The sequence below is a fragment of the Actinosynnema sp. NPDC050801 genome (assembly GCF_040673975.1).
Classification (GTDB): Bacteria; Actinomycetota; Actinomycetes; order Mycobacteriales; family Pseudonocardiaceae; genus Actinosynnema.
The window spans coordinates 238664-262010 of record NZ_JBFAQZ010000008.1; the positions used below are offsets into that span (position 1 = coordinate 238664).

23 protein-coding genes are annotated in these 23347 nt (G+C 72.1%); 7 read left to right on the top strand and 16 right to left on the bottom strand.

All coding sequences use genetic code 11. The annotated features are described in order from the left end of the window. Positions 1–195 precede the first annotated feature (195 nt). Both AB0K14_RS20335 and AB0K14_RS20340 read right to left on the bottom strand, forming a co-directional pair. Positions 196–771 carry a pyridoxamine 5'-phosphate oxidase family protein gene (locus AB0K14_RS20335; protein WP_360451512.1) on the bottom strand — a complete coding sequence of 192 codons (576 nt, stop codon included), beginning with the start codon at positions 769–771 and terminating at the stop codon, positions 196–198. Between the two features lie 10 nt (positions 772–781). Further along, on the bottom strand, positions 782–1330 hold the full coding sequence (locus tag AB0K14_RS20340) for a hypothetical protein (RefSeq protein ID WP_360451514.1): 549 nt from the start codon (positions 1328–1330) through the stop codon (positions 782–784). A 97-nt stretch (positions 1331–1427) separates the two neighbouring features. Between AB0K14_RS20340 and AB0K14_RS20345 the strand changes: the two genes are divergently transcribed. Next, the gene (locus AB0K14_RS20345; protein ID WP_360451516.1) at positions 1428–2471 is read left to right on the top strand and encodes a beta-eliminating lyase-related protein; all 1044 of its coding nucleotides are present in this window, start codon (positions 1428–1430) and stop codon (positions 2469–2471) included. 74 nt (positions 2472–2545) lie between these two features. Here the strand turns inward: AB0K14_RS20345 and AB0K14_RS20350 are convergent, their stop codons facing one another. From AB0K14_RS20350 to AB0K14_RS20365, 4 genes are all read right to left on the bottom strand, one after another. After that, on the bottom strand, positions 2546–3274 hold the full coding sequence (locus tag AB0K14_RS20350; protein ID WP_360451518.1) for a calcium-binding protein: 729 nt from the start codon (positions 3272–3274) through the stop codon (positions 2546–2548). A gap of 374 nt (positions 3275–3648) precedes the next feature. Beyond that, positions 3649–4878 carry an RNA polymerase sigma factor gene (locus tag AB0K14_RS20355; protein ID WP_360451520.1) on the bottom strand — a complete coding sequence of 410 codons (1230 nt, stop codon included), beginning with the start codon at positions 4876–4878 and terminating at the stop codon, positions 3649–3651. 1 nt (position 4879) lies between these two features. Then, positions 4880–5236: a YciI family protein gene (locus AB0K14_RS20360; protein WP_360451522.1), complete on the bottom strand. Its 357-nt coding sequence runs from the start codon at positions 5234–5236 to the stop codon at positions 4880–4882. Between the two features lie 318 nt (positions 5237–5554). Further along, a complete protein-coding gene (locus AB0K14_RS20365; protein WP_360451524.1) occupies positions 5555–5995 on the bottom strand; it encodes a MarR family transcriptional regulator in 441 nt (146 codons plus the stop codon). A 149-nt stretch (positions 5996–6144) separates the two neighbouring features. On the opposite strand from AB0K14_RS20365, the gene AB0K14_RS20370 reads away from it, so the two are divergent. The 5 genes from AB0K14_RS20370 to AB0K14_RS20390 are packed head-to-tail and all read left to right on the top strand — an operon-like array spanning position 6145 to position 9590. Continuing rightward, positions 6145–6753, top strand: coding sequence for a dihydrofolate reductase family protein (locus AB0K14_RS20370; RefSeq protein WP_360451526.1), 609 nt, complete (start codon positions 6145–6147; stop codon positions 6751–6753). Between the two features lie 49 nt (positions 6754–6802). Next, positions 6803–7126: a YciI family protein gene (locus AB0K14_RS20375; protein WP_360451528.1), complete on the top strand. Its 324-nt coding sequence runs from the start codon at positions 6803–6805 to the stop codon at positions 7124–7126. Then, entirely contained in the window at positions 7123–8361 is a 1239-nt protein-coding gene (locus AB0K14_RS20380) for a sigma-70 family RNA polymerase sigma factor (protein ID WP_360451530.1), read from the top strand. Before AB0K14_RS20375 ends, AB0K14_RS20380 begins: the two co-directional genes overlap by 4 nt. Positions 8362–8409: 48 nt before the next feature. Continuing rightward, positions 8410–8973: a helix-turn-helix transcriptional regulator gene (locus AB0K14_RS20385; protein WP_360451532.1), complete on the top strand. Its 564-nt coding sequence runs from the start codon at positions 8410–8412 to the stop codon at positions 8971–8973. After that, positions 8970–9590, top strand: a complete 621-nt coding sequence (locus tag AB0K14_RS20390; RefSeq protein ID WP_360451534.1) for a GyrI-like domain-containing protein — start codon at positions 8970–8972, stop codon at positions 9588–9590. The genes AB0K14_RS20385 and AB0K14_RS20390 overlap by 4 nt, the downstream gene beginning before the upstream one ends. A gap of 52 nt (positions 9591–9642) precedes the next feature. Here the strand turns inward: AB0K14_RS20390 and AB0K14_RS20395 are convergent, their stop codons facing one another. From AB0K14_RS20395 to AB0K14_RS20415, 5 genes are all read right to left on the bottom strand, one after another. Then, complete coding sequence (locus AB0K14_RS20395; RefSeq protein WP_360451536.1) at positions 9643–10731, bottom strand: winged helix DNA-binding domain-containing protein; 1089 nt, start codon at positions 10729–10731, stop codon at positions 9643–9645. After that, a complete protein-coding gene (locus tag AB0K14_RS20400; RefSeq protein WP_360451538.1) occupies positions 10728–11816 on the bottom strand; it encodes an epoxide hydrolase in 1089 nt (362 codons plus the stop codon). Before AB0K14_RS20400 ends, AB0K14_RS20395 begins: the two co-directional genes overlap by 4 nt. Before the next feature lie 38 nt (positions 11817–11854). After that, the gene (locus tag AB0K14_RS20405) at positions 11855–12304 is read right to left on the bottom strand and encodes a GNAT family N-acetyltransferase (protein WP_360451540.1); all 450 of its coding nucleotides are present in this window, start codon (positions 12302–12304) and stop codon (positions 11855–11857) included. 85 nt (positions 12305–12389) lie between these two features. Next, complete coding sequence (locus AB0K14_RS20410) at positions 12390–16262, bottom strand: S8 family serine peptidase (RefSeq protein WP_360451542.1); 3873 nt, start codon at positions 16260–16262, stop codon at positions 12390–12392. A 40-nt stretch (positions 16263–16302) separates the two neighbouring features. Continuing rightward, entirely contained in the window at positions 16303–17325 is a 1023-nt protein-coding gene (locus AB0K14_RS20415; protein ID WP_360451544.1) for a hypothetical protein, read from the bottom strand. A 234-nt stretch (positions 17326–17559) separates the two neighbouring features. Between AB0K14_RS20415 and AB0K14_RS20420 the strand changes: the two genes are divergently transcribed. Beyond that, a complete protein-coding gene (locus AB0K14_RS20420; RefSeq protein ID WP_360451546.1) occupies positions 17560–18738 on the top strand; it encodes a hypothetical protein in 1179 nt (392 codons plus the stop codon). 4 nt (positions 18739–18742) lie between these two features. Here the strand turns inward: AB0K14_RS20420 and AB0K14_RS20425 are convergent, their stop codons facing one another. The 5 genes from AB0K14_RS20425 to AB0K14_RS20445 form a co-directional block, all read right to left on the bottom strand. Beyond that, positions 18743–19138, bottom strand: a complete 396-nt coding sequence (locus AB0K14_RS20425; RefSeq protein ID WP_360451548.1) for a hypothetical protein — start codon at positions 19136–19138, stop codon at positions 18743–18745. Between the two features lie 50 nt (positions 19139–19188). Further along, positions 19189–20316 (bottom strand): FAD-dependent monooxygenase, encoded by a 1128-nt coding sequence (locus AB0K14_RS20430; protein ID WP_360451550.1) that lies wholly within the window; start codon positions 20314–20316, stop codon positions 19189–19191. After that, positions 20313–20834 (bottom strand): TetR family transcriptional regulator, encoded by a 522-nt coding sequence (locus AB0K14_RS20435; RefSeq protein ID WP_360451552.1) that lies wholly within the window; start codon positions 20832–20834, stop codon positions 20313–20315. Before AB0K14_RS20435 ends, AB0K14_RS20430 begins: the two co-directional genes overlap by 4 nt. A 30-nt stretch (positions 20835–20864) precedes the next feature. Then, positions 20865–21923: a winged helix DNA-binding domain-containing protein gene (locus AB0K14_RS20440; RefSeq protein ID WP_360451554.1), complete on the bottom strand. Its 1059-nt coding sequence runs from the start codon at positions 21921–21923 to the stop codon at positions 20865–20867. Between the two features lie 102 nt (positions 21924–22025). Beyond that, positions 22026–23342 (bottom strand): DegT/DnrJ/EryC1/StrS family aminotransferase, encoded by a 1317-nt coding sequence (locus AB0K14_RS20445; protein WP_360451556.1) that lies wholly within the window; start codon positions 23340–23342, stop codon positions 22026–22028. Between the last annotated feature and the right edge of the window lie 5 nt (positions 23343–23347).

The following is a 23347-nucleotide window of genomic DNA, read 5'->3' on the forward strand; positions in this document are numbered from 1 at the left end:
AGGTGATCGGCGCCACTCGCCGCTCAGACAGCGTAGATCGAAAACCCACCAATCGGGACGCGATCGGACCCGACCGGCCGGTACGGCCTCATCGGTTCGAGCTCATCAGGTGACACACCCACCCCTGACGGATACGGCGGCGGATCTCCATCAGGGCCTCTTCCAGCGGATTCGGGCACGCCGGACCGCGGCGTGCTAACGCGGCGGCAGGGGCAGCGGCAGCGCGGGCAGACCGTCCATGCTGACCGCGTTGAAGTCCTTGCTCTCGCAGTACGCGGAGAACTCCTCGTCGGACTTGCGGCCGAAGTAGTCCGCGTGCAGCGTCCGCTCACCCCGGTAGTCCAGGAACGGCACCGCGAAGCCGCAGGTGTCGCTGATCAGCTTCGCGGTCACCACCACGACCGCGCGCAGCGCGGGCCCGTCGGCGTCGCCGAACCCGGCCACCAGCTCGGCGAACCTGGGGTCGTCCCGGAACACCGGCTCACCGGTGCCGTGCACGCGCACGATGTTCGGCGGACCGTCGAACGCGCACCACATGAGCGTGATCCGGCCGTTCTCCCGCAGGTGCGCGATGGTCTCGGCGTGGCTGCCGCCGAAGTCCAGGTACGCCACCCGCTGCTCGTCCAGCACCCGCCAGGTGCCCCGGCGGCCCTTCGGCGAGAGGTTCACGTGCCCGTCCGCCGACAGCGGCGCGGTCGCGGTGAAGAACACCGGCTGCTGTTCGATGAACTCGCGCAGACGTCCTTCGATCCGTTCATAGGTCTTCCCCATGGCGCCATTATCACCCGGCGACCACCCGGTACCGCCGGACGTCGCTGTCCTCGAAGCCCGCGAACGAGTGCACGCGCCGCCACGCCGGCGACACACCCACCGATCCGTTGCCGCGTGCCATCGCGTCGCGGTGCGCCTGCGCCGACGTCCACTCCGCGTAGTTGAGGACCCGCGTCCCGTCCACGCTCACGTGGAAGTGCCCGGAGATCCCGCCCAGGTGCGGCTCGCGTTCCGCCGCCAACGCCGAGAACACCAGGTCGACCCACTCCTCGGCGATCCCGGGCCGGTCGAACCGCACCGACACCAGCACCACGCACCCCACCGGCCGACCGGGCGAGGCCAGGCCGGTGGACCGGTACCGGCGGTAGGCGGTCGCGCCGCCGGTACCGGTCGCGCCGCCAGCCTCGGTCGGGCCGGACCACTGGGAGAAGGTGACGACCTCCCCACCGTCCAGGTGCTCCAGCCGGCGCACGTCCAGCAACCCGGCGGGACGCGGTTCGAACGGCACGGGGCCGTGGTGGAGCAGGACGAGCGCGGAGTCCGTGCGGGCGAGATCCATGCCGACGACGCTAGGTGCGCCGCGGGGGCGCCCGAATCGGTCAGGTGACCGGTGACAGTTGTTGCAAATCTATGGCGACAACACCCATGCTTCCGCCATGACACCCGAGATCCGGCGTTCCCTGGTCCAGCACTCCCAGCTCCGCCGGGAACCGCACGCCGTGCTGCGCCGCATGCTCGACCACGTGCCGCCCGGCACCATCGCGGACGGGCCGACCGCGCGGCTGGAACGGCGGATCGCCGACCTGCTCGGCACACCGGCCGCCCTGTTCTTCCCCACCGGCACGATGGCGCAGCAGACCGCGCTGCGCGTGCACGCCGAACGCACCGGCCGCCGGACGTTCGCCGCGCACCCGCAGTGCCACCTCGCCGTCTGGGAGGACGAGGGCTACCACGCGGTGCACGGCCTGCGCCACAAGGCCGTCGGCGACCACCACGGCCTGATCACCCTCGACGACCTCGCCGAGGTCCGCGAACCGCTCGCCGCCCTGCTGCTGGAACTGCCGCAACGCGACATCGGCGGCCTCCTGCCCACCTGGGAGGACCTCCTCGCGCAGACCGGGTGGGCCCGCGACCGCGGCGCGGCGACCCACATGGACGGCGCCCGGCTCTGGGAGGCCCAGACCTACTACGACCGGCCGTTCGCCGAGATCGCCGGCCTGTTCGACACCGTCTACGTCTCCCTCTACAAGAGCCTCGAAGGCGTGCGGGGCGCGGTCCTCGCCGGTGACCGGGCCACCATCGACGCCGCGTCGGTGTGGCGGCGCAGGCTCGGCGGCGCCACACCGGACTCCTGGCCCGCGGCCGTCACCGCCCTGGTCGGGCTGGACGAGGTGCTGCCGAGGATGGCCGAGTTCCGCGACCACGCCGTGGCCGTGGCCGCCGCCATCAACGCCGACGGCTACGCGACCACCCGCCCCGAGGTGCCGCAGACGCCGCTGTTCCACGTCCACATCCCGGCGCCGAAGGACACCGTCGCCGCCGCCGCGCGGCGGATCCTCGACGAGACCGGCGTCGAACTGCCGCAACGCCCCAAGGCCACGCCCGACCCGGCGCGGTGCAGCATCGAGCTGACCATCGGCGTCGTGTCGCTGGACTTCACCCCGCAGGAGGTGGCCGACCTGATCCGGCAACTGCGCTAGTGGCTCGTCGGCCCTGGCTCGTCACCCGACCGGAGTCGCGTGACGAGCCAGGGCCGACCGGTGGAACGGATGGCCTACGGCGTGGTGGGCAGCAGGCAGGAGTAGCTCAGCGGGAGCAGGCTCACGAACGTCCCGCCGGCCCCGGTGCAGATCCTGCGTGCTTCCGCGACGCGGCGGTTGGCCGGGTCGAGGGGGTTGAACACGCACACGTACCCCACCGGGTTCACGGTGAGCGAGAGGACGCCGCCGGTCGCGATGCACAGCGCGGTCGCGTTGCCCACGCCCGAGCCCGGTCCCGATCCCGGCGGGGTGCTGGTGTTCTCGCAGCTCGCGTGGATGTCGGGGTCCGGCGCGGGACCCTGGCAGGTGTCGGTGCCCAGGCCGCCGTCGAGGCTGTCCTGGCTGCCGTCGTTGGAGGCGCCGACGAGGGTGTCGTCGCCGGCGCTGCCGGAGATCGTGTCGATGTCCAGGCCGCCGTCGAGGGTGTCGTTGCCGGTGCCGCCGGTGATGGTGTCGTTGCCGTCGCCGCCGTCGATCGTGTCGTCGAAGTCGGAGCCGGTGATGGTGTCGTTGCCGGCGTTGCCGTTGATCGTCTTGGCGGGGTTCGTGCCGCCGCAGTCGATCGTGTCGTTGCCGGGGGTTCCGGTCACGACCGTGTCGGTCTGGGTCACGCCGGCGCTCACGACGCAGTCGACGGCGGCATGGGCGGCCGGCGAGGTGACCGCCCACAGAGCGGGGATCACGAGCACCCCGGCCAGCGTGGCGACGATTCTCCGGTGGATCGGACTCTGATGAATTCTCATGGCTGCATTCCCTGGAAATTGTTATCAGCGGTAGCTCACACGGCGCGGTACGCGCCGGCGGATTGGGTTCGTGCGATTCACGCGCCGCCGCAGTGGCCTGACTGTCGGCGTCCGTTTCATTCAGACACAGAAAAACCTCGGTCCGTGCATCCGCGGTCCTGCCGGATGTGTCACGTCACCGAGGTCTGGGGTGTGAACTGGGACATTACTCCTTTGGCAGCAAGGATGGGTACTGCCGTACCCCGAATGGGCGCACACCGTGCCCCGTCGGCAGCAGCGACTGCCGGGTACCGCGACAAACCGGAAATGAATTAGATTCCGATGCACCCGCACAATCCCCGGAGCATTAGCCGATCACGTCGCGCGACGCCCCACTAATCAGCCCCGTGCGCCGGCCCGGTGACCGCGTCGAGCCGCCGCCGCAGCAGGTCGCGCTCGGCGTCGTTGCCGGCCAGGTCCGCGGCCCGCCGGTAGGCCACCGCCGCCTCGGCGTCCCGCCCCAGGCGGCGCAGCAGGTCGGCGCGCACGGCGTGGAACAGGTGGTAGCCCGCCATCGGCGAGTTGCCCGACGTCAGGGCGTCGACCAGCGCCAACGCCGCCTCCGGGCCGTCGACCTCGGCCACCGCGACGGCCCGGTTCAACGCCACCACCGGGCTGGCCGTCAACGCCAGCAGGTGGTCGTACAGCCGCACCACCTGGGTCCAGTCCGTCGGCGGCGGGTCGCTGTGCACGGCGTTGATCGCGGCCTGCACCTGGTACGGGCCCGGCCGGTCGCGGCGCAGGCACCACCGCACCAGCACGCGCCCCTCGGCCAGCATCGCCCGGTCCCAGCGCGACCGGTCCTGGTCGGCCAACCGCACCAGGTCGCCGTCCGGGCCGGTGCGCGCCGCGCTCCGGGCGTGCAGCAGCAGCATCAGCGCCAGCAGCCCGACGACCTCCGGCTCGTCGGGCATCGACTCCGCCAGCACCCGCCCCAGCCGCACCGCCTCCGCGCACAGGTCCTCGCGCACCAACGCGCCACCCGAACTGGCCGAGTAGCCCTCGTTGAACACCAGGTACACCACCGCCAGCACGGCACGCAGCCGGTCGGGCAACTCCCGCTCGCCCGGCACCCGGTAGGGGATGCGGGCGTCGCGGATCTTCGCCTTGGCCCGCACCAACCGCTGCGCCATGGTGGTCTCGGGCACCAGGAACGCCCGTGCGATCTCCGCCGTGGACAACCCGCCCAGCAGCCGCAACGTCAGCACCACCCGGGCCGCCGGGTTCAGCGCCGGGTGGCAGCACGTGAAGATCAACCGCAGCCGCTCGTCGCCCACCACGTCCACGTCCACCGCGTCGTCACGCGCGTGCAGCAGCGCGGCCTGGGCCTGCCGGTCGTCGCGCTTGGACTCCCGGCGCAGCCGGTCGATCGCCCGGTTGCGGGCCGTGGTGATGATCCAGCCGGCCGGGCTCGGCGGCACACCGGTCTCCGGCCAGCGCCGCACCGCCTCGGCGAACGCGTCCTGGACCGCCTCCTCGGCGATCGCGATGTCGCCGAAGACGCGGACCAGGACGGCCACCGACCGGCCGTACTCGGCCCGGAAGACCTGCTCGACCGCCGTCACGTCAGCCGGTGAAGTCCTGGAACGGCCGCACCTCGACCGGCAGCGTGCACGCCACGCTCATCCGGCGACCCCACTCCAGCGCCGCGTCCAGGTCCGGCACGTCGATGATGTTGAACCCGCCGATGTGCTCCTTGCTCTCGGCGAACGGGCCGTCGGTGACGACGAGCTCGCCGTTGGCCTGCGGACGCAGCGTGGTCGCCGTCTCCGGGGCGTGCAGACCGCCCGCGAACACCCACACGCCCGCCTCGCGCATGTCGGCGTCCACCGCCTGCACGTCCTTCATGATCTGCTCCAGGGCCTCCGGCTCGGGGATGTCGTAGCCGGCCGGCTCGATCACGCTGATCAGGTACTGGGTCATCTCGTGCTCCTCAGGTCGGGGTCTGACGCACCCTTCACACGAACGGCGCACGACCACATCGACACGACGGCGGAAACAATTCTCGGACCGCGATCCTCGGACGGCCACGACGAGCTTGCCGACCCTGCGGTCGTGCTCCAGGTCGTCGTGCGCCTGCAGGATGTCGTCGAGCCGGTACACCGTCGTCGGACTCGGCGACACCTCGCAGCTCCGACCGGTTCACCCCGAACGCGCACACCCGCACCCACCCCGGCACCGGCAGCTGCGCCACGGCCGGGTTCTCCACCGGGCCCGGCACGACCGCCCGCGTCGACCGGGTCATCCGTGGTGCTCCAAGACCGCGTTCAGCACCCGCACCAACTCCTCCCGCTCGGCCGCCGACAACGGCGCCAGCAACGCGTCCTGAGCCTGCCCCAGCACCCGGTCCAGGTGGCGCAGGTGGGCCACCCCCGACGGGGTGACGGTCACGATGTTGCGCCGCTTGTCGCCGGGATCCGGCCTGCGCTCCACGAACCCCTTGTCCGCGAGCTCGTTGACGGTGGCCACCACGTCGCTGCGGTCCAGCCCGCCCCGCCGCCCGAGGTCGGCCTGGCTGGCCGGGCCGAACTCGTCCAGCGCGGCCAGCAGCGAGTAGTGGTAGCGCCGCGCGTCGACCGCGCCCAACGCCTCCGACACGAGCCGGTGCGCGTGGGTCGTGGCCTGGCCCAGCAGCCAACTCGCCGCGCCGCGCAACCGCAGGGGCGCGCCTGAAGTCTCCATGCGACCGCAGTATACCCACTTGTTGGCTGCGCCAACGATTCGGAATTCCGGAAGGAATCCGGGCGGGCGGTGTCGGATCGGGGCGGTGGCGTTCGTAGCAGGGACGAGGCCGCCCACCGGAGGCGGCGCCAGGCGGAGGAACCGCGATCATGAAGCTGACGACCACGACCCAGGTCAGCCTCGACGGCGTGATGCAGGGCAACGGCGCCGCGTCGGACGACCGCAGCAACGGGTTCGAGCGCGGCGGGTGGGCCCGGGGCAAGGGCGACGACGAGACCAGGGCGTTCATCACGCGGACCTGCCGGCGCGCCGAGGCGTTCCTGTTCGGCCGGCGCACCTACGAGCTGTTCGCCGGCTCCCGGGGAACGATCGACCGGATGCGCGCGCACCCCATCGGCGTGGCCTTCAACGAGGCACCCAAGTACGTTGCCTCGACCACGTTGAACGCGGCGCGGTGGGAGAGCACGACCGTCCTGCGCGGGGACCTCGTGGCGGCCATCGGCGAGCTGAAGGCCAAGCCCGGGGGAGAGCTGCAAGTGCACGGCAGTGGCGCCCCGACCCGGTGGCTGCCGGCGAACGACCTGGTCGACGAGATGACCCTCATCGTGATCCCGGTGATCGTCGGCCAGGGCGCGCGCCTGTTCCCGGAGCACGGTCCGGACCTCGCGCTGGAACCGGTCGAGTCGCGGGTCGACACGAAGGGCGTGACGATCCACGTCCACCGGCCGGCCGGGCGCCCGCGGTACGCGACGGCCTGAAGTCCCCGCCCCACCTCGCAGTCCCGACACCACAGGAGATGATCCGCAGATGCAGTACCTGGTTTCCGTGATCGACGACAAGGACGACCCCGGCAGCACGGACAGGCAGCCCGCGATCAGCGCGTTCAACGAACGACTCATCGCCGATGGCCACTGGGTCTTCGCCGGCGGACTCGCCGACACCGAGGCCGCCACGGTCGTCGACAACCGGGGCGAGCAGGCCGTGTTCAGCGACGGGCCGTTCGTGGAGTCCAAGGAGTACCTCGCCGGCGTCTGGGTGTGGGAGGCCCCCGACCTGGACGTGGCGCTCAAGCTCGCCACCGAGGCGTCGAGGATCTGCGACCGGAAGATCGAGGTGCGGCCGTTCCGGTGAGCGACGACGTCGAGGAGGCGGTCACGCGGGCCCACCGCGACGGGTGGGCCCGCGTGGTCGCCGCGCTGACCAGGCGCTTCGGTGACCTCGACATCGCCGAGGAGGCCGCGGCCGAGGCGTTCGCGACCGCCGTCGAGCGGTGGCGGTCCGACGGCGTGCCGCCCAACCCCGGCGCCTGGCTGACCACCACCGCCAACCGCAAGGCCATCGACCGGATCCGGCGCGAGAACAAGCGCGACGACAGGCACGAGGAGGCCCGGATGCTGCACGACGACACCCCACCCGCGCCTCTCGGCGCCATCGACGACGACCGGCTCCGGCTGGTCTTCACCTGCTGCCACCCGGCGCTGGCCGCGGAAACCCGGGTGGCGCTGACGCTGCGCATGGTCGGCGGTCTGACCGTCCCCGAGATCGCCCGCGCCTTCCTGGTGCGGGCGACCACCATGGAGCAGCGCATCACCCGCGCGAAGGCCAAGATCAAAGCGGCGCGCATCCCCTACCGGATGCCGTCCGCCGAGGACCTCCCGGCCCGCGTCTCCGGCGTGCTCACCGTCCTGTTCCTCGTCTTCAACGAGGGCTACCTGGCCAGCGGCCCCGACACCGACCCCGTGCGGCACGACCTGACCACCGAGGCGATCCGGCTCACCCGCCTGATCCGCGCGCTCCTGCCGCAGGACGGCGAGGTGACCGGACTGCTGGCGCTGATGCTGCTCACCGAGGCCCGCCGCACCGCCCGGATCTCGGCCGACGGCGAACTGGTCGCCCTGCACGAGCAGGACCGCGGCGCCTGGGACGCGACGCTGATCGCCGAGGGCCACCGGCTGGTGCGCGAGCGCCTCGCCGCCGCCGCGGCCGGGGTGGCCCCAGGGCGCTACCAGGTCCTCGCCGCGATCAACGCCGTGCACACCTCCGCCCGCGACATCCGCGACACCGACTGGTCCCAGGTCCTCGCGCTCTACGACCGGCTCGTCCGCCTCGACCCCTCGCCGATCGTCGCCCTCAACCGGGCCATCGCGGTCGCCGAGCTCGACGGCCCGGAGGTCGCGCTGGCGGCCGTCGACCGCCTGGAGCACCGGTTGGCCGGCTACCACCCCTACCACGCCACCCGCGCCGACCTGCTGCGCCGGCTGGGCCGCGGCCAGGAGTCGCGCGCGGCGTACGACAGGGCCATCGAGCTGGCGGGCAACACCGCCGAGACCGCCTACCTGACCCGCCGCCGCGACCAACTGCGGTAGCGGGACGGACAGCGCCGACCCGCTTTATCCTAGTGCTAGAGTAACGGGGTGTCCGCAGAGCTGACGCCCGCCGAACTCACCCTGCTCGGCCTGCTGGTGGAGAAACCCCGGCACGGCTACGAGCTGGAAGAGGTGATCACCGCCCGCGGGATGCGGGAGTGGACCGAGATCGGGTTCAGCTCCATCTACTACCTGCTGGCCAAGCTGCGCGACCGCGGCCTGGTCGCCGAGGTCGACGCACCGGGACCCGGACGGGGCAAGACCCGCAAGGTCCACGGCCCGACCGAGGACGGACGCCGGGCGTGCGCACAGGCGGCCGAAGCGGCGGTGGCCGAACTCCGACCGGTGTTCCCCCACCTCCTCGTCGGGCTGGCCAACCAACCCGTCATCCCACCCGACCGGCTCCGCGCCGCGCTCGCCCGCCGCGCCGCCGCGGTCGCCGACAAGATCGCGGAACTCCGCGCGGCCGTCGCCGCCCAACCGCACGCACCCCGCTTCGCCCGCGCGATCTTCGACCACTCGCTGGCCCAACTCGACGCCGAACAGCGCTGGCTGTCCGCCTACCGGGCCGAACTCGACGACGCACCCGACCAGGAGGACGGCCGACCGTGAACCCGGACCGCTACGACGTCAAACGGGAGCTCAAGCAGCTCTACGCGCCCAAGAACACCGACTGGGCACTCGTCGACGTGCCCGAACAGCAGTTCATCGCCGTCGACGGGCACGGCGACCCCAACACCAGCACCGCCTACGCCCAGGCCGTCGAAGCGCTCTACTCCCTCGCCTACGCGATCAAGTTCGCGAGCAAGCGCGCGGGCCGCGACCTCGTCGTCGCACCGCTGGAAGGGCTGTGGTGGGCCGACCGACCGGAGGTCTTCACCGCCCGCGCCAAGGACTCCTGGCACTGGCGGATGCTCATCAGCCAACCCGACTGGATCACCGACGAGGCCATCGCCGACGCCCGACAGCTCGTCGCCGCCAAGAAGGACCTGCCCGCCCTCGCCGACGTCCGCCGCGAAGTCCTGCACGAGGGCAGCAGCGCCCAAGTCCTGCACATCGGTCCCTACGACGACGAAGGACCGGTGCTGGCCCGGCTCCACGACGAGTGGCTCAGGGCCAACGGTCTGCGGATGACCGGCCTGCACCACGAGGTCTACGTCGGCGACCCCCGCAAGACCGAGCCCTCGAAGCTGCGGACGGTGCTGCGCCAACCCGTCGGCCCCGCATGAGCCCGGACACCCCCGACCGAGTCCGAACCGGCACGCCGAGCCGCAGCGCACCTCAGGCGTGCCCGCCGACCGTCACCGTGCCGATCGTCAACTCCGGCCGCCCCTCCAGGAATTGGCCCACCCGCGCCACCTCCCCGTCCAGCTCGGCCAGCCGTGCCCGGGACAACGTCCCGAACGGCTCCACCGTGACCACGATCCGCCGACCCGACCGCTTCTGGTGCCACACCCCGGCCACCACGCCGTCCACCAGCAGCACCGGGAAGTTCCCCGCCTGCCCACGCGACAACGCCCGCTCGAACGCCCGACCGGGGAACACCACCTCACGCGGGTGGCTGCCCACCACGTAGGCGTCGAAGTAGGGGAGCAGCCGCACCCCGCCCGGCGCCTCGTCCGGCCACGACGTGTCGCCGCGCACCACCCACCCACCCTCGACCCGTTCCAAATCGGCCCGCCCGAACACCTCGTCCACCCACCGCTTCGGCGCGGCCAACCACTTCGCGAAGTGCGCCTCCGTCGCCGGCCCGTAGGACCGCAGGTAGTCGTGCAGCAGCGCCACCGCACCGTCGGCGAGGGGCTCGAAACCCGGCAGCCACCGCCGCGGGCTGGTGTAGGCGGTCTTGCGGCCCTTGTTCGGCGCGAAGCACATCGCACCGAGGTTCGACGCCACCCCCATCGCCTCCACCCACCGAGGCCACGGCGTCCCACCGAACGCCTCCATCACCCGCTCACCCGCCCACGCACCGGTGCGCGCGACCACCGCCTCGGTCAACTCGTCCCCGGTCAGCTCCGCGTCCCGCAACGCGTCCCCGATCGCCGCCACCACCGCGGCGGCCTGCTCCTCGGTGAGCAGCTGGAGCCGCTGCGGCAAACTCCCCAACGCACCCGTCCACATCGGCAGGTCCGCCGCGGGCAACAGGTGCACCGTGCCGCGCGGCCCCCGCGTCTTCACCAACACCCGGTCCACCCACAACGCGTCCCGCACCTGCTGCCGGGTCATCCCCGTGCGCAGCCCGATCGACAACTCCGCCGCCGACATCACCTGCGCGTGCGCACCGCACATCGCCCGCACCACCGCGACCGGGTCCGGCGACGGCACCAGCAACGAGTGCCGCCGCAACCGCCGCCCGATGACCGGGTTCACCGCACCTTCCCGAAGAACGCGCGCACCTCGCCCGCGAACACCTCGGGCACCTCCATCGCCACGAAGTGACCGCCCGGCCGCGCATCGGGCCAGTGCACGATGTCGTTGTGCCGCTCGGCCAGCCGCCGGATCGCCGGCGGACCGCTGTACACACCCGTCGGCACCAGCTTCTGCCCCTCCGGCCACGCGAACCGCTCGTTGTCGTACATGAACCACGACGACGACCCGGCCGTCCCCGTCAGCCAGTACAGCGTCGCGTTGACCAGCAGCAGGTCCCGGTCGATGGCCTGCTCCGGCGAATCCACCGTGACGGTGAACTCCTGGAACTTCTGCATCAGCCACGCCAGCAGCGCCACCGGCGAATCGTGCCACCCCAACGCGAAGGTCTGCGGCGCGGCGCGCAACAACGCGTGGTGATCCACCCCGCCATCCGCCCACTGCCGCACCTGCCGGTAGAGCTCCCGCTCGTCCGCCGTCAGCACCGGCAGGTCCGCCTCGGTCGGGAAACCCAGACCACCGTTCACGAACACCCCCACCACGTGCTCCGGCGCGGCCTTCGCCACCTCCGGCGCGATGTAGGCGCCCAGGTCACCGCCCTGCACCCCGTACCGCCCGTACCCCAACCTCTCCATCAGCCCGGCGAACACCCGCCCCGCCCGCGCGACGTCGAACGGCCCGGTCGGCTTGCCGGAGAACCCGAACCCCGGGATGCTCGGCACCACCACGTGGAAGTCCCGCAGGTACCCCAACGCCTCCGCGAACTCCACGAACGTGTTCGGCCACCCGTGCACCAGCAGCAGCGGCAACGCGTCGGGGTTCGCGCCGCGGACGTGCAGGAAGTGCACCTCCACCCCGTCGACCTCCGCGGTGAACTGCGGGAACGCGTTCAGCCGCGCCTCGTGCGCCCGCCAGTCGAACCCCGTGCGCCAGTACCCGACCAGGTCGCGCAGGTACTCCACCGGCACGCCCCGCCGCCACCCGTCACCGGGCAGCGGGTCCAGCCAGCGGGCCCGGGCCAGGCGGTCGGCGAGGTCGTCCAGGTCGGTCTGCGGCACGGCGATGCGGAACTCTCGGATCTCGGTCACGACGACGACGCTAGAACCCCAGTAGGACGACAACGGTCCTAGATCGACCCCGGATGCCCGAACTGCGCGATCCTCAGCCCCCCGTTCACCACCACCGTGTCGACCAACCGGAACCCCAGGCTCTCGTACAACGCGATGGCAGGCGCGTTCGCCGCACCCGTCGACACGATCGCCGGCCCACCCTCGGCCAGCACCTGCTCCACCAACCGCCGCGCGAACCCCAACCGGAAGTGGCTCGGCGCCACGCACAACCGGTCGATGTCCAGCACACCGTCGACCTTCGCGTACCCGACGAACGCCACCAACTCCTGGTCGACGTACCCGCCCAGCCACCTCAACGGCAGCGGCCGGATGTCCTCGACCGACTCGTGCAACCCGGGTATCGCCGTGCTGCCGATCAACTCCGACTCGACCGCGTACGACATCTGCGCGATCCGGTGCACGGCCTTCGCCGTCTCGTCATCGGTGAGATCCAGGGGAACGATCATGCCGGCATCCTTTCCCACGAGGTGATCCGCCGGGTTACCCCGTCGGATCACCCCCGCAACCCCGCACGACCGTCCGGTGCACCGCCTACGAAGTCGCGACGGTGCAGGCCAGCTGGGTGCGCACGTACCGGGACCCGGAGTGCGGCGACCGACCCGCCGCGGTGACCCGGACGTTGTAGCTGCCCGCCTCTGCGGTCTCCGTGAAGCGACCGGTGACCAGCGGCAACGCCGACTCCGCCCCGGTGCCGCCGTTGCGCCTCGGCATCGTGTCCGAGAGCGGCAACCGGCCGGCGGCGAACTGGAACAGGTCCGGCTTGCCCGCCGCCAGCAACCGCGCGCGCAACGCCAACAACCGGCCCACCGCCTCCGGCACCGAGTCGTCACCGGGCACCTCCACCGGTTCCACCCGGCTCAGGGCGTCGGCGTGGACCCTGCCCAGGCTGTCCAGGCCGAGCGCGGGCGCCACCACGAGCCCCGACGGCTTGCCCGGGTTGAACAACCGGTTGCCGTCCGTCATCTTCGCCGTCACCAGCAGCGGGCTGCCCACCGTGAACCGACGCGGACCCAGGTCGACGTGCAGGCGCACCGGCGACCGCACGAACCCGGCCGCGGTGAACCGCGTGTGCCGCTCCCGCGCGGTCGACACCTCGATGAACCACCGCCCGGCCAACGGCTCCGCCACGTCGAACGCCACGTACCCGCGCCCCTCGGTCCGCCGCAACAGGCTCGAATGCGCCGGCACCGACCTGCCCTTTGGATCCCGCAGGCGCACGCAGATCCGATCACCCTTCGTGGCGCTCTCCGGCGCGAAGTGCAACGAGGCATCGGCCCACGACACCGTGAACGTCGCCTGGGACGCCGCGTCGTCCACGAACGCCGCGACCCGACTCGTGGACGCCATCGCCGACTCGTTCACCACGATGCCGTCACCCGACACCTGGCCGCGGATGTAGTTGTAGACCTCGAACAGGTCGTCGATCGTCGGCATGAAGTAGTAACGACCACCGGAGATGTCCGCGACCTGCTCCAACAGCGCCTGATCCGACGCGGGCCCCATCGCGCACGTGTACACCGGCACCGCGCTCGGCAACGTCGCCACGGCGTCGAGCGCCGACGGCTTCGCCGGGTTCCCCGCGTCGCAACCCTTGTTGTCGTACCCGTCCGACAGCAGCACCATCGCCCGGCTCGCCACCGACGACGTCGCCAGCAGGTCCCGCGCCTCCACGATGCCGTCACCCATGAACGTGCACCCGCCGAACACGGTCGCGTCGACCTCGGCCTTGGCCGCGTCACGCACCGGCTGACCGGTGATCGTCCGCACCGCCGGACCCGGACCCGTCGGGAACGCCACGTCCCCCGTGCTGCCGAAGCTCACCACACCGACCTCGTCGTCCAGCGACATCAGGTCCAGGAACTGCTTCGACGCCGTCCGGGTGACCGCCTCGTACCCGTACACGACCATGCTGCCCGACCGGTCGATCACCGGGACGACGCTCACCGGCGCCGCGGGCGGCACCTCCGCGTTGTCGATCACCAGCGCGAAGTCCTGCCACGGCGTGGCGATGTCCGGCCGCGCACTCGCCGACACGGCCGCGGCGATCACGCGCACCTCGTAGGTGCCCGTCGGGTTCTGCACGTAGACGCACTCGACGTTGTCCACGTTGTCGAACGCTCCACCCGGCACCGAGAACCCGCCCGCGAACACGTTGCCCTTGAACGTGACCCCGCTGTCCAACTCGGTCACCTCAAGGTCCAGGTCGTTCACGATCGCCGGGTTGGCGGCGACCGCACCGGGGGAGTCCGTCCACACCAACGTGATGCGCAACGGACGGCTCGCGTCGGCCGGCGCGACCCGGATCAGGTGCTCCTGGCCCGCGGCCGTGAACGCGTGCCGCTGATCGGAGAATACCTTCGGCCCCCGGTCCGAGGCGGGCGCCTGTTCGAGCACGTTCTCCAGGCTCACCCGCCCCCACCCCTGGTCGTTGTTCGGGATCGGCCCCAGCGGAGCGCTGTCCCGCAGGTTCAACCTGGTCGCGCCGGGGGAGACGGTCCGGAACGTCATGACGTCCATGCCCTGGTCGTAGTGCCAGTGCCCCGCACTCACCACCGCCGCCACGCTCGCGACCTCCGTCATCGCCCCGAACACCCCGCCCGCCGCCTGGTCGACCGCCTCCGCCGGCACGTGCCCGAGCGAGGACACCGACCGCAGACCACCACCGGGGTTCGCCCACTCCGAAGCCGGGTACGACCGCCAGTTCGCGCCACCCGCCATGTCCTCCGCGCCGTTGACCACCAACGCCTTGGCCATCGCCGCGCTCGGCGTGGCACCACCCGTGCGGGCCCGCCACCACTCGATCATCACCGCGATCGCGCCCGTGACGTGCGGCGCGGCCATCGACGTCCCGGTCAGCAGCACGTGACCGCCGTCGGTCCCCGCCTGCGCGGAGTTCACATCGGTACCCGGCGCGCACACGTTCGGCAGGACACGGCCGTCCGCGGCGGGACCACGACTCGAACTCGACGCGATGCCCTGCACGTCGTCGCTCGGGAAACCCTGCCCGGGACGCGCGTTGAGCGAGTTGCCGACCACGATGACGTTCTTGGCCTCCTTCGGACCGGTGATCGTCCCCGACCGACCGCCCGCGTTGCCCGCCGAGAACACGATCACCAACGAGTCCAACCCCGCGGTCGCGTCGTCCGGATCGCGCACCAACTGGTCGTACCGCCGCGCGGTCGCGGTGTACCCGCTCCCCGCCGGCGACGAGAACCACGAGTTGTTCTGCACGGCCGCACCGTTGTTCACCGCGTCCCGGGTGAACTGACCGAAGTCCGCCGGCGGCCACGGACCCTCAAGCCCGTTCTGCGTCACCAGACCGGCCTGCGGCGCGACGCCGAGACCGCTGAGGAAGTCGTCCGGCGCCGCACCCTCGGTGTCACCGCTGCCCCCGTTGCCCAGCGCGATGCCCGCGACGTGCGTGCCGTGCCCTTCCACGTCCTGGATCGCCGGGTTGCCGTCGTAGTTGACGAACGTGACCTGACGACCGCGGATGTCGAGGTGGCCGGTCGTGTTGTTCGTCGCGTTCTCGTCCACACCGGTGTCGCAGATGGCCACGTTCACCCCCGTGCCACCGCCGAGCCCCACCGACGCCAGCCACGACAGGTAGCCCGTCGTCGGCGGGATCTGCTCGCGGACCAGCTGCGACTCGCGCTCACCGTCCAGACCGGGCCGGTCGTCGACCCGTTCGAGCAGCCGCACGTGCGGCAGGCGCGCGAGCACCGCGACGGCGCCCGCGTCGACCTCGACCACGACCGTGGCGTACAGCGGCGCGTCGGACTCGGTGCGCGAGTCGCTCACGACCCTCCCGCCCGCGTCCCGCACGGCCAGGCGCACCTCGTCGGCCGCCGACGGCGGGTGGACCGAGACGCTCACGTACGAGAGGGTGCCGCTCGCCCCGGCCAGGTTCGGGTGGATCCGGTAGGCGGGCTTCATCGGTCCGGTCCACGTGACGAAGCCCAGCTCACGCAGCCGCGCGACCGCGTCCGGGGTCCCGCCGACCAGTACCCCGTAGGCACCGGTCGGCTCGATCACCTCGACACCGCGAGCCTCGATCTCCGCCAGCCACTCGGCGCGCGGCGGTGCCACGAGCTGCACGAGGTGGTGTGGCCACTCCTCGGCGAGCTCCACCGGCACCTCCAGGTCCTCCGGAACCGGCGGTGTCTCCTCGTCGCTGTCCGTGTCGATGCGGGTCGCGCCGAGGTCGATGATGCCCGCGTCGGGCAGCAGCTTGACCCGGTAACCCTGCTCCTCCAACGCCTCCAGCCGCTCCCGACCGCCCTTCACCACGGCACCCTCGGGAAGCACGGCCTCGACCTCCACGCCCGCCGCGGACTCGGCCTCGCTCGGCCGGAACCGACCCGTCGCCGCCGAGCGCGGCGTGATGATCGCCTTCGTCGTCATGGGAACTCCCTGTCTGCGCGTTGGGTTGGGGTGCGCCGGCTCAGACGTCGCGGTTGACGCTCACGTAGACCCGGCTCGGCCCGTCCGGCAGAGGGGCGCCGAAGAGCGCGGGTGGTCGGATCCGACCGACGGTGATGCGTGCGCCCGGCACGGAGGCCGAGGCGCCAAGCTCGATCGGCAGGGCGGCCTCCCGCCACACGGGCTTGACCTCCCGGTGGCCAGGGCCGGGATTGCGGTGGCCGATCGAGTGCACGACGATCGCGTCCTGACCGAGGCCGACGTCGTCGTGGGTCGCGGTGCGGTACTCCACGGTCAGCAGACCGCCCAGCCCCAGCACGATCGGCACGATCGCCACCACCGGTCGCGGCGTGGTCGTCTCGCTCACCGCGCTGAGCAGCACGCTCTGCCCCAGTCCGACGTCGACCACGTACGGCTCGGCGAACAGCGGGTTGCCGGGCATGCCGAACCGGCCGAACCGGCGGAACAACGAGGCCGCGCTGAGCCTGCGCCCGCTGCGCCACATGAGCGGGGACAGGAACGGGATGCCCTGCGCCTCCGGCGGTGGCGCGATCGCGTGGTCCCAGGACCAGGTCTCGCCCATCACGCAGTACCGGTCGTCGTACACGGGGAACACGTGGTCGAACCCCAGCACGTGGCCGATCTCGTGCTGGAAGAACTCCAGCGAGCCACCCTGGTCCAGCAGGGCGTCCTTGCCGAGCGCGCCCGCGTCGCACGGCGGCGGGTTCACCATCGCGACGAAGCCGTCGTAGCCGTCGGTGTGGAGGTCCAACTCGCTCTCCGCGTACCGGCGGATCGCGGAGAGCGCCTGTCCCCGGTCCCGGGCCAGCGCCGGGTCGAGGTCGCCCAGCCGGACGAAGGCGGGCCACGTCAGGTCGAAGTCGAGGTCGACGATGCCGAAGGTGGCCCGCGCCCAGTAGTCGCGCACCAGTTTGCCGAAGATCGCCCGGTACACCGGTTGGGGCCACGGCAGACTGCCCACCGCGCCGGGCGGGGCCGTCGGCCACATGAACCGGGCCACCTTGATCCGGAACCGCGTGCTCATCCGCGACCCTCCCGCTGCGCCGTGCTGTCTTACAGGCAGGGTCGCGGCGGCGGAGCCTTCGTTACGCCCCTGGGCGCAACCCGCTCCTCGCAACCGGGTGAAGGACCGCGAACACCTGCCGCGATCGTGGCTTCCGATAAGGTTCACTTATCGGAAGCCAGCTTCCGGACCGTTGATATCGTTGCGTTGCGGCTATTAACGTTTGATACAACGAATTAGTGCTACGATATTGTTGTGACGACGACGGAGACCTCCGCACTGACCTGCAACTACCCCGGTTGCACACGGCCGGTGTTCCGGGGCAGTGGGCCCGGCAGGCCCGCCGAGTACTGCGACCTGCCGGAACACACCCGGTGGCGGGCGTGGCGGGAGCGCCAGCGGTTGGCGCAAGCGGCGGAGGCGGAGCAGGAGGTCGTCACCGTGACGAAAGGCCCGCAGGGGATCACCGCGGGCAAGATCAGGGCCGAGGAACTGCTGGAGCGGTTCCGGGTGTTGACCGAGCAGATGTCGACCACGCTCACCGGGGCCGTGGCGGAGCTGTCCGCGATCGCCGACCCGAGCGTGGCCGAGAGCCAGGTGCAGGCGGTCGAGGCCGAGGCCGCGCGGCGGGTCGCCGAGGCGGAGGCCGCGGTCGCCAAGGCGGAACGGCGGCGGCGCGACGCCGAGCAGGCCAGGCAGGCCGCCGAGCAGACCACCGAGGACGCGGTGCGTGCCGCCGAACAGGCCGAACAGGACGCCGAGGCCGCCTACCGACAGCGCGACGCCGCACGCGCCGAAGCCGACGCGGCGGTCGCACGAGCCGAGCAGGAGATCTCCGCCATCCGCGTGGAGGCCGCGGCCGCCGTGGACGAGATCCGGCGTGACGCCCAAGCCCAGGTCGAGCAGGCCAAGGCCGACGCGGTCGCGCACGCCGAACAGGCCCGACGGCAGGCGGTGCGGGAGGTCGAGCAGGTCCGCGCGGACGCTCAGGCCCAGGTCGACCAGGCCCGACACGACGCGCAGGCCCAAGTCGACCGCGCCCACGCCGAAGCCCGGATCCAGGTCGACCAAGCCCGAGCGGACGCGCAGACCCGCGTCGAGCAAGCCGTCGCCGAGGCCAAGGCGGGTGTCGAACAGGCCCGGACCGCCGCACGCGCCGAGGCCGCCGCCGCGAACGAGGCACGGATCAAGGCCGAACGCGCCGAGCAGTCCGCCCACGACGCCCGCGCCGAACTGGACCGCGCTCGAGCCGAGCTGACCGAAGAACGCGAAGCCCACCGGGACCGGCTGGCCCAAGCCGAACGCGCCGCCCGCGAACGCCTCGACGCCTTGGAGCAAGCCCGCGTCCAGACCCTCGTCCGAGCGGAACGCGCGGAAAACCAGCTCGACCGGCTGCAAGCCGAACTGGACGCGCTGCGGGCGGAACGCCCCTGAGCTGTCAGTGGATGACGGCCCAGACCCGGGTGGTCGGGTCCACGATCACGGGCCGCGTGGTCGCGGACTGCCGGGTGGCGGCGGCACAGGGGTAGTGGCTGCACCGGTGCTCGACGTCGAAGGCGGCATCGTCCGGCAACGGGATGCGCAGGACGATCTCGTAGACCACGTCGTCCGCCGTCTCGACCTGCTCCGCCGCGACGACGCCGGCCTGGACGCGCGTCCCGACGGCTTCCAGTGCGGCGGTCTTCCTGGCGTCGTCGGCGACGGAGGCCATCATGCCCAGGACGATGAGCACCGCGAGCCCACTGCCCACAACGATGATCAGGGACAGCCACCAGGAACCGCTCACCACGATCCCGTAGACGACGATGCCCACCAGTGACAGCGCGGTCAGCACGCCGAAGGCCTTCTCTGGGACGGCACCGCGATGGTGTCCGCTTCTTCGGCTCAGCCGAGCATGACCGGCTTGCCGACCAGGGTCGTCGCCACCACCCGGTTGACCCCGGGCAGGTTCGACAGTCTCATCGCCACCCGTCGAGCCCGCAGCCGCGACGGCGACGCGGGCAGGAACCAGCGTGCACCCGACCGCGCCACCCGCTGCTTCTCCTCCACGACCGGCCGCCACGCGCGTTCGTACGCGGCGAGGTCGTCCACGTGTCCGGCCAGCACGTACGCGCCACCGATGCCGAGCGAGGCGCCCTGCCCGGCCAGCAACGACACCGCGCCGCACGCGTCGCCCACCAGCACCACGCGGCCGGACGACCACCGCGGCAGCTCCACCTGCGCGACCTGGTCGTAGTAGATGTCCTCCGGGCACCGCGCCAGGGCCCGCGGCACGACCCACCCCAACGATCCGTACGCCTCCAGCACCGCCGCACGCGGATCGGCTGGCATCTCGGGTGACGCAGCCCGGTGCACGGTGAAGGCCGCCACCCTTCCGTCGCGCAACGCGTAGAACCCGACCTGGCGGCCGACGGTGTCGGTGAGGTGGAACCGCCCGGCCACCAGCGCGTGCACCTCCGGGTCCTCGAAGGTGAACGCCGCCGTGTGGAACCCGAGGTAGCGCAGGTGCCCGTCGCCGAACACCAGCCGTCGCACCGTCGAGTGCACGCCGTCCGCGCCGACGAGCAGGTCACCGCACACGGTCGACCCGTCGGCCAACCGTGCGGTCACGGCCGATTCCTGGTCGTCGACACCGACCACCCCGGCGCCGAACCGCAGCGTCACGCCGGCGGGGAGGTCCTCGCGCAACGCGCGCTCGACGTCCGGGCGCATGATGCTCAGCAACCGCCCGTCCACGGCGCGGGCGAGGCGGTCGAACCGCAGTCCGGCCACCCGCCGCCCGCGTGGGTCGACGTAGGCGGCCTCGTCCACCCGGTAGCCCAGGTCGAGCAGGCGTGGCAGCACGCCCATCCGCTCGGCGGCGTCGTAGCCCGGCCCGAAGAAGTCGATCATGTAGCCGGAGGTGCGCGGTGCGGCGGCCCGTTCGACCACGACGACCTCGTGCCCGAGCGTGCCCAACCGGTGCGCCAGCGCCAGGCCGGCGATCCCCGCGCCGCTGATCACGACCTTCATCGCAGCACCCGCCCCAGCACCGGCACGACGACGTCCGCGGTCAGGTCGGGTGAGAGGGCGCGGTGCAGCAGCACGCCGTCCACGGCCGCCGCCAGCACCGCGGCGGTCGCCGCCGGTGTCGGCACGTCCCGCGACTCCAGCCAGCCGGCGAGGGTGTGGCGGAACTCCACCAGCACCTCGGCCACGGCCTGTCGCAGCTCGTCGTTGCGGGTCGCGGCGAGGAACGTCTCGGTGAACAGCTCCTGCCCGCCGTGCCCGTCCAACGCCTCCAGCAGCAGCCCCAACGCCTCCGAGGGCGTGGCGGCGCGCTCCAGCACGGACGCGAGACCGTCCACGGCGGACCGCAGCGCGCCGACGGCGGCCTGCACGAGCACCGCCTGGGTGGAGTCGAAGTGGTAGTGCACGACGCCGGATCCGACGCCGGCGCGTTCGGCGAGCACGCGGGTGCTCACCGCACCCCAGCCCTTCTCGGCGATGAGTTCCGTGGCCGCGTGCAGCAGCCGTTGCCTGACCGTCATTGGACGATCGTACTGGACGATCGTCCAAATCTAGAGCCGCACGTCGCCGCCCACGCCCGCGAACTCCAGCAACCGGGCGCCTTCGGCCTCCACGTCGGCCTGCTGGGCACGGGTCAGCGGCCGGAACACCTCGATGTCCAGCCCGTCGCCGGCGAGCTTCCAGGTGCCGTGCACGAAGCCGTCCACCAGCAGCGTCGGCTTGCCGCCGATGACGATCCCGCGCCGGTAGTCCTCGTCGGAGATGACACGGGTGCGGTCGTCGTGGCCGAGGAGCACGTTGTCGAACTCGGGCAGGAACCGCGCCGGCGCGGGCGTGTCGGGGTCGGGCCGCGGCGCGTCCGGCACGTCGTACAGCGTCCGCCCGCGTTCGTCGGTGAAGACCCGCAGGTCCATCGCCTCGACCACGGGCTTGAGGCGGCTCATGCCCGCCCAGGTCTGCACGTCCTTGACCGAGGCCGGGCCGAACGCGGCCAGGTAGCGGCGCACGAACTCCTCGGCGGGCGCGGCGGGTCCGCCCGCACCGAGCCAGTGCTCCGCCGTGGTCCACTTCGCCGCACCCGAACGGCCCCACACCGCGCGCGGCGGCACCTGCACGGCCGGCACCAGGAAGCTCCCGGCGTAACCCAGCGCCGTGGCGTCGCGGTCCGGCCACCGTGCGCCGAGCAGGTCGCTGATCTCGCGCCGGGTGCGCGGCTGCTCCTCCAGCAGCGCGGTGACGGCCTCGCTGAACTCGGCGACGTCGAGCCCGTCCATCACGAACCCGAACGGCGAGGACGCGAACCGGCGGTGCAGGAACGGCCGCAGCAGCGGTTCGAACCGGCCGTGGTCGGCGGCGGTGACCAGGTGGATCGTGGCGCGGTGCAGCGACGCCCGGACCACCCGCCGGTCCAGCAGCAGCGATCCCAGCTCGTCGGCCCGGAACGACCGGATCCGCGACCACAGGCCGTAGTAGGGCGAGAACGGCTCCTGCGCCTGCATCCCGACCAGGTGTTCCACCACGTCGCACGTGGTCCGGTCGGCCCGTTCCAGCAGGAACTGGCGGTGCAGGGTCGCCCGGTTCAACGCCCGGGTGGTCAGCTTCTCGGTCACGGGTCCACGTTAGCCGGCATTGCGGACAGTTCCTGTCCTGGGTGACGGGTGTTCACGTTCGGGTGGGGTCGCCAGTTCGGGGACGCGGACCGAGCGGGTGCGTCACGCGGTGCCGTTGACCTCCCGGCGCAGCGCGACGGCGTCCGCACGGACACGCTCGGGTGGTTCGCGGTCGATCAGGGCGCGGCGCATCAGGGCGGCCACGGCGGGTTGGTGGGTGGGCGTGAAGCCGCGGCGGGTGATCTCCTGGGTGCCGATGCGCAGGCCGCGCAGCCCTTCGTCGATGCGCTGCCACGGCAGGCTGATACCGCTGAGGTAGATGCCCGCGTCGCCGAGCAGCACGGCCGCCGCGTCGCCGCCGCCGAGGGAGAGGGCGTCGACGGCCAGGTGGTGGGAGCGGGTGAACACGCCGTCGTGGCGGGCGACGTCGAACCCGTTGTCGGCCAGTGCCCTGCCCAGCGCCTGCGCGTTGGCGACGCACGCCCGCGCGTAGTCGGGGCCGGTCTCGGCGAGTTCGGCGGCGGTGACGGCCAGCGCGCCGAGGCGTCCGGCGTCGTAGTTGGCGAGCATCCCGGGGTAGGCGACGGTCGAGACGCGTTCGGCCAGGTCGGCGTCGCGGGTGACGACGCAGCCGCCGGACGGGCCGCCGAACGACTTGTAGGTGGAGAACGTCATCAGGTGCGCGCCCTCGTGCAGGGGCCGCTGGAACTGCTTGCCGGCGACGAGCCCGGCCATGTGCGAGGCGTCGTAGAGCAGGATCGCGCCGACCTCGTCGGCGGCGGCGCGCACCGCGGCGACGTCGTGCGGGAACAGCATCAGGCTCGCGCCGATCACCACGATCCGCGGCCGGTGCACCCGCAGGAACCCGGGCAGCTTCCCGTAGTCGATGTCGAGCTCGTCGGGCAGGTACGGCAGGTCGACCACGGTGAGGCCGCGGATGGCGGGCACGCCTTGGGCGTGGTGGCTGGCGTGGCCGCCGGCGAACTCGGGCAGCACCGCGATCTTGTCGCCGGCGCGGGCGAACGCGGTGTAGACGGCGAGGTTGGCCAGCGTGGCGCTCTGCAACCGGACCTCGGCGAACCGGCCTTCCATGAGCGAGGCGACGAGCAGCGGCGCGAGGACTTCGAGGGTGTCCAGGTGGTCGAGGCCGACCTGGTACTTCTCGCCGGGCCAGCCCATGCTCGGCCGGCTGGACACGCCGGCGGCGACGGCCGACGCGGCGGCGGGGCTGAGCACGTTGGTGCCCGCGTAGAGGACGATCCCGTCGTCGTCGACCTGGGCGGCGTGGGCTTCGAGGGCTTTGCGCACGGTGCCCGCGACACCGGCGGCGGACAGGTCGGTGCCGACGGCGGCCTCGACCTCGGCGAGCCTGCGTTGCGCCTGCGGCGAGGCCCAGGGGGCGATCCTGCTGTTCGTCACGATCG

What these genes read in the sequence shown, in the direction of transcription:
- AB0K14_RS20375 (WP_360451528.1), top strand. Translation starts at nt 6,803, where the DNA reads ATGCAGTACCTGGTTTCCGTGATCGACGACAAGGACGACCCCGGCAGC.
- AB0K14_RS20350 (WP_360451518.1), bottom strand. Translation starts at nt 3,274, where the DNA reads ATGAGAATTCATCAGAGTCCGATCCACCGGAGAATCGTCGCCACGCTG.
- AB0K14_RS20340 (WP_360451514.1), bottom strand. Translation starts at nt 1,330, where the DNA reads ATGGATCTCGCCCGCACGGACTCCGCGCTCGTCCTGCTCCACCACGGC.
- AB0K14_RS20370 (WP_360451526.1), top strand. Translation starts at nt 6,145, where the DNA reads ATGAAGCTGACGACCACGACCCAGGTCAGCCTCGACGGCGTGATGCAG.
- AB0K14_RS20335 (WP_360451512.1), bottom strand. Translation starts at nt 771, where the DNA reads ATGGGGAAGACCTATGAACGGATCGAAGGACGTCTGCGCGAGTTCATC.
- AB0K14_RS20405 (WP_360451540.1), bottom strand. Translation starts at nt 12,304, where the DNA reads ATGATCGTTCCCCTGGATCTCACCGATGACGAGACGGCGAAGGCCGTG.
- AB0K14_RS20360 (WP_360451522.1), bottom strand. Translation starts at nt 5,236, where the DNA reads ATGACCCAGTACCTGATCAGCGTGATCGAGCCGGCCGGCTACGACATC.
- AB0K14_RS20430 (WP_360451550.1), bottom strand. Translation starts at nt 20,316, where the DNA reads ATGAAGGTCGTGATCAGCGGCGCGGGGATCGCCGGCCTGGCGCTGGCG.
- AB0K14_RS20345 (WP_360451516.1), top strand. Translation starts at nt 1,428, where the DNA reads ATGACACCCGAGATCCGGCGTTCCCTGGTCCAGCACTCCCAGCTCCGC.
- AB0K14_RS20410 (WP_360451542.1), bottom strand. Translation starts at nt 16,262, where the DNA reads ATGACGACGAAGGCGATCATCACGCCGCGCTCGGCGGCGACGGGTCGG.
- AB0K14_RS20365 (WP_360451524.1), bottom strand. Translation starts at nt 5,995, where the DNA reads ATGGAGACTTCAGGCGCGCCCCTGCGGTTGCGCGGCGCGGCGAGTTGG.
- AB0K14_RS20415 (WP_360451544.1), bottom strand. Translation starts at nt 17,325, where the DNA reads ATGAGCACGCGGTTCCGGATCAAGGTGGCCCGGTTCATGTGGCCGACG.
- AB0K14_RS20435 (WP_360451552.1), bottom strand. Translation starts at nt 20,834, where the DNA reads ATGACGGTCAGGCAACGGCTGCTGCACGCGGCCACGGAACTCATCGCC.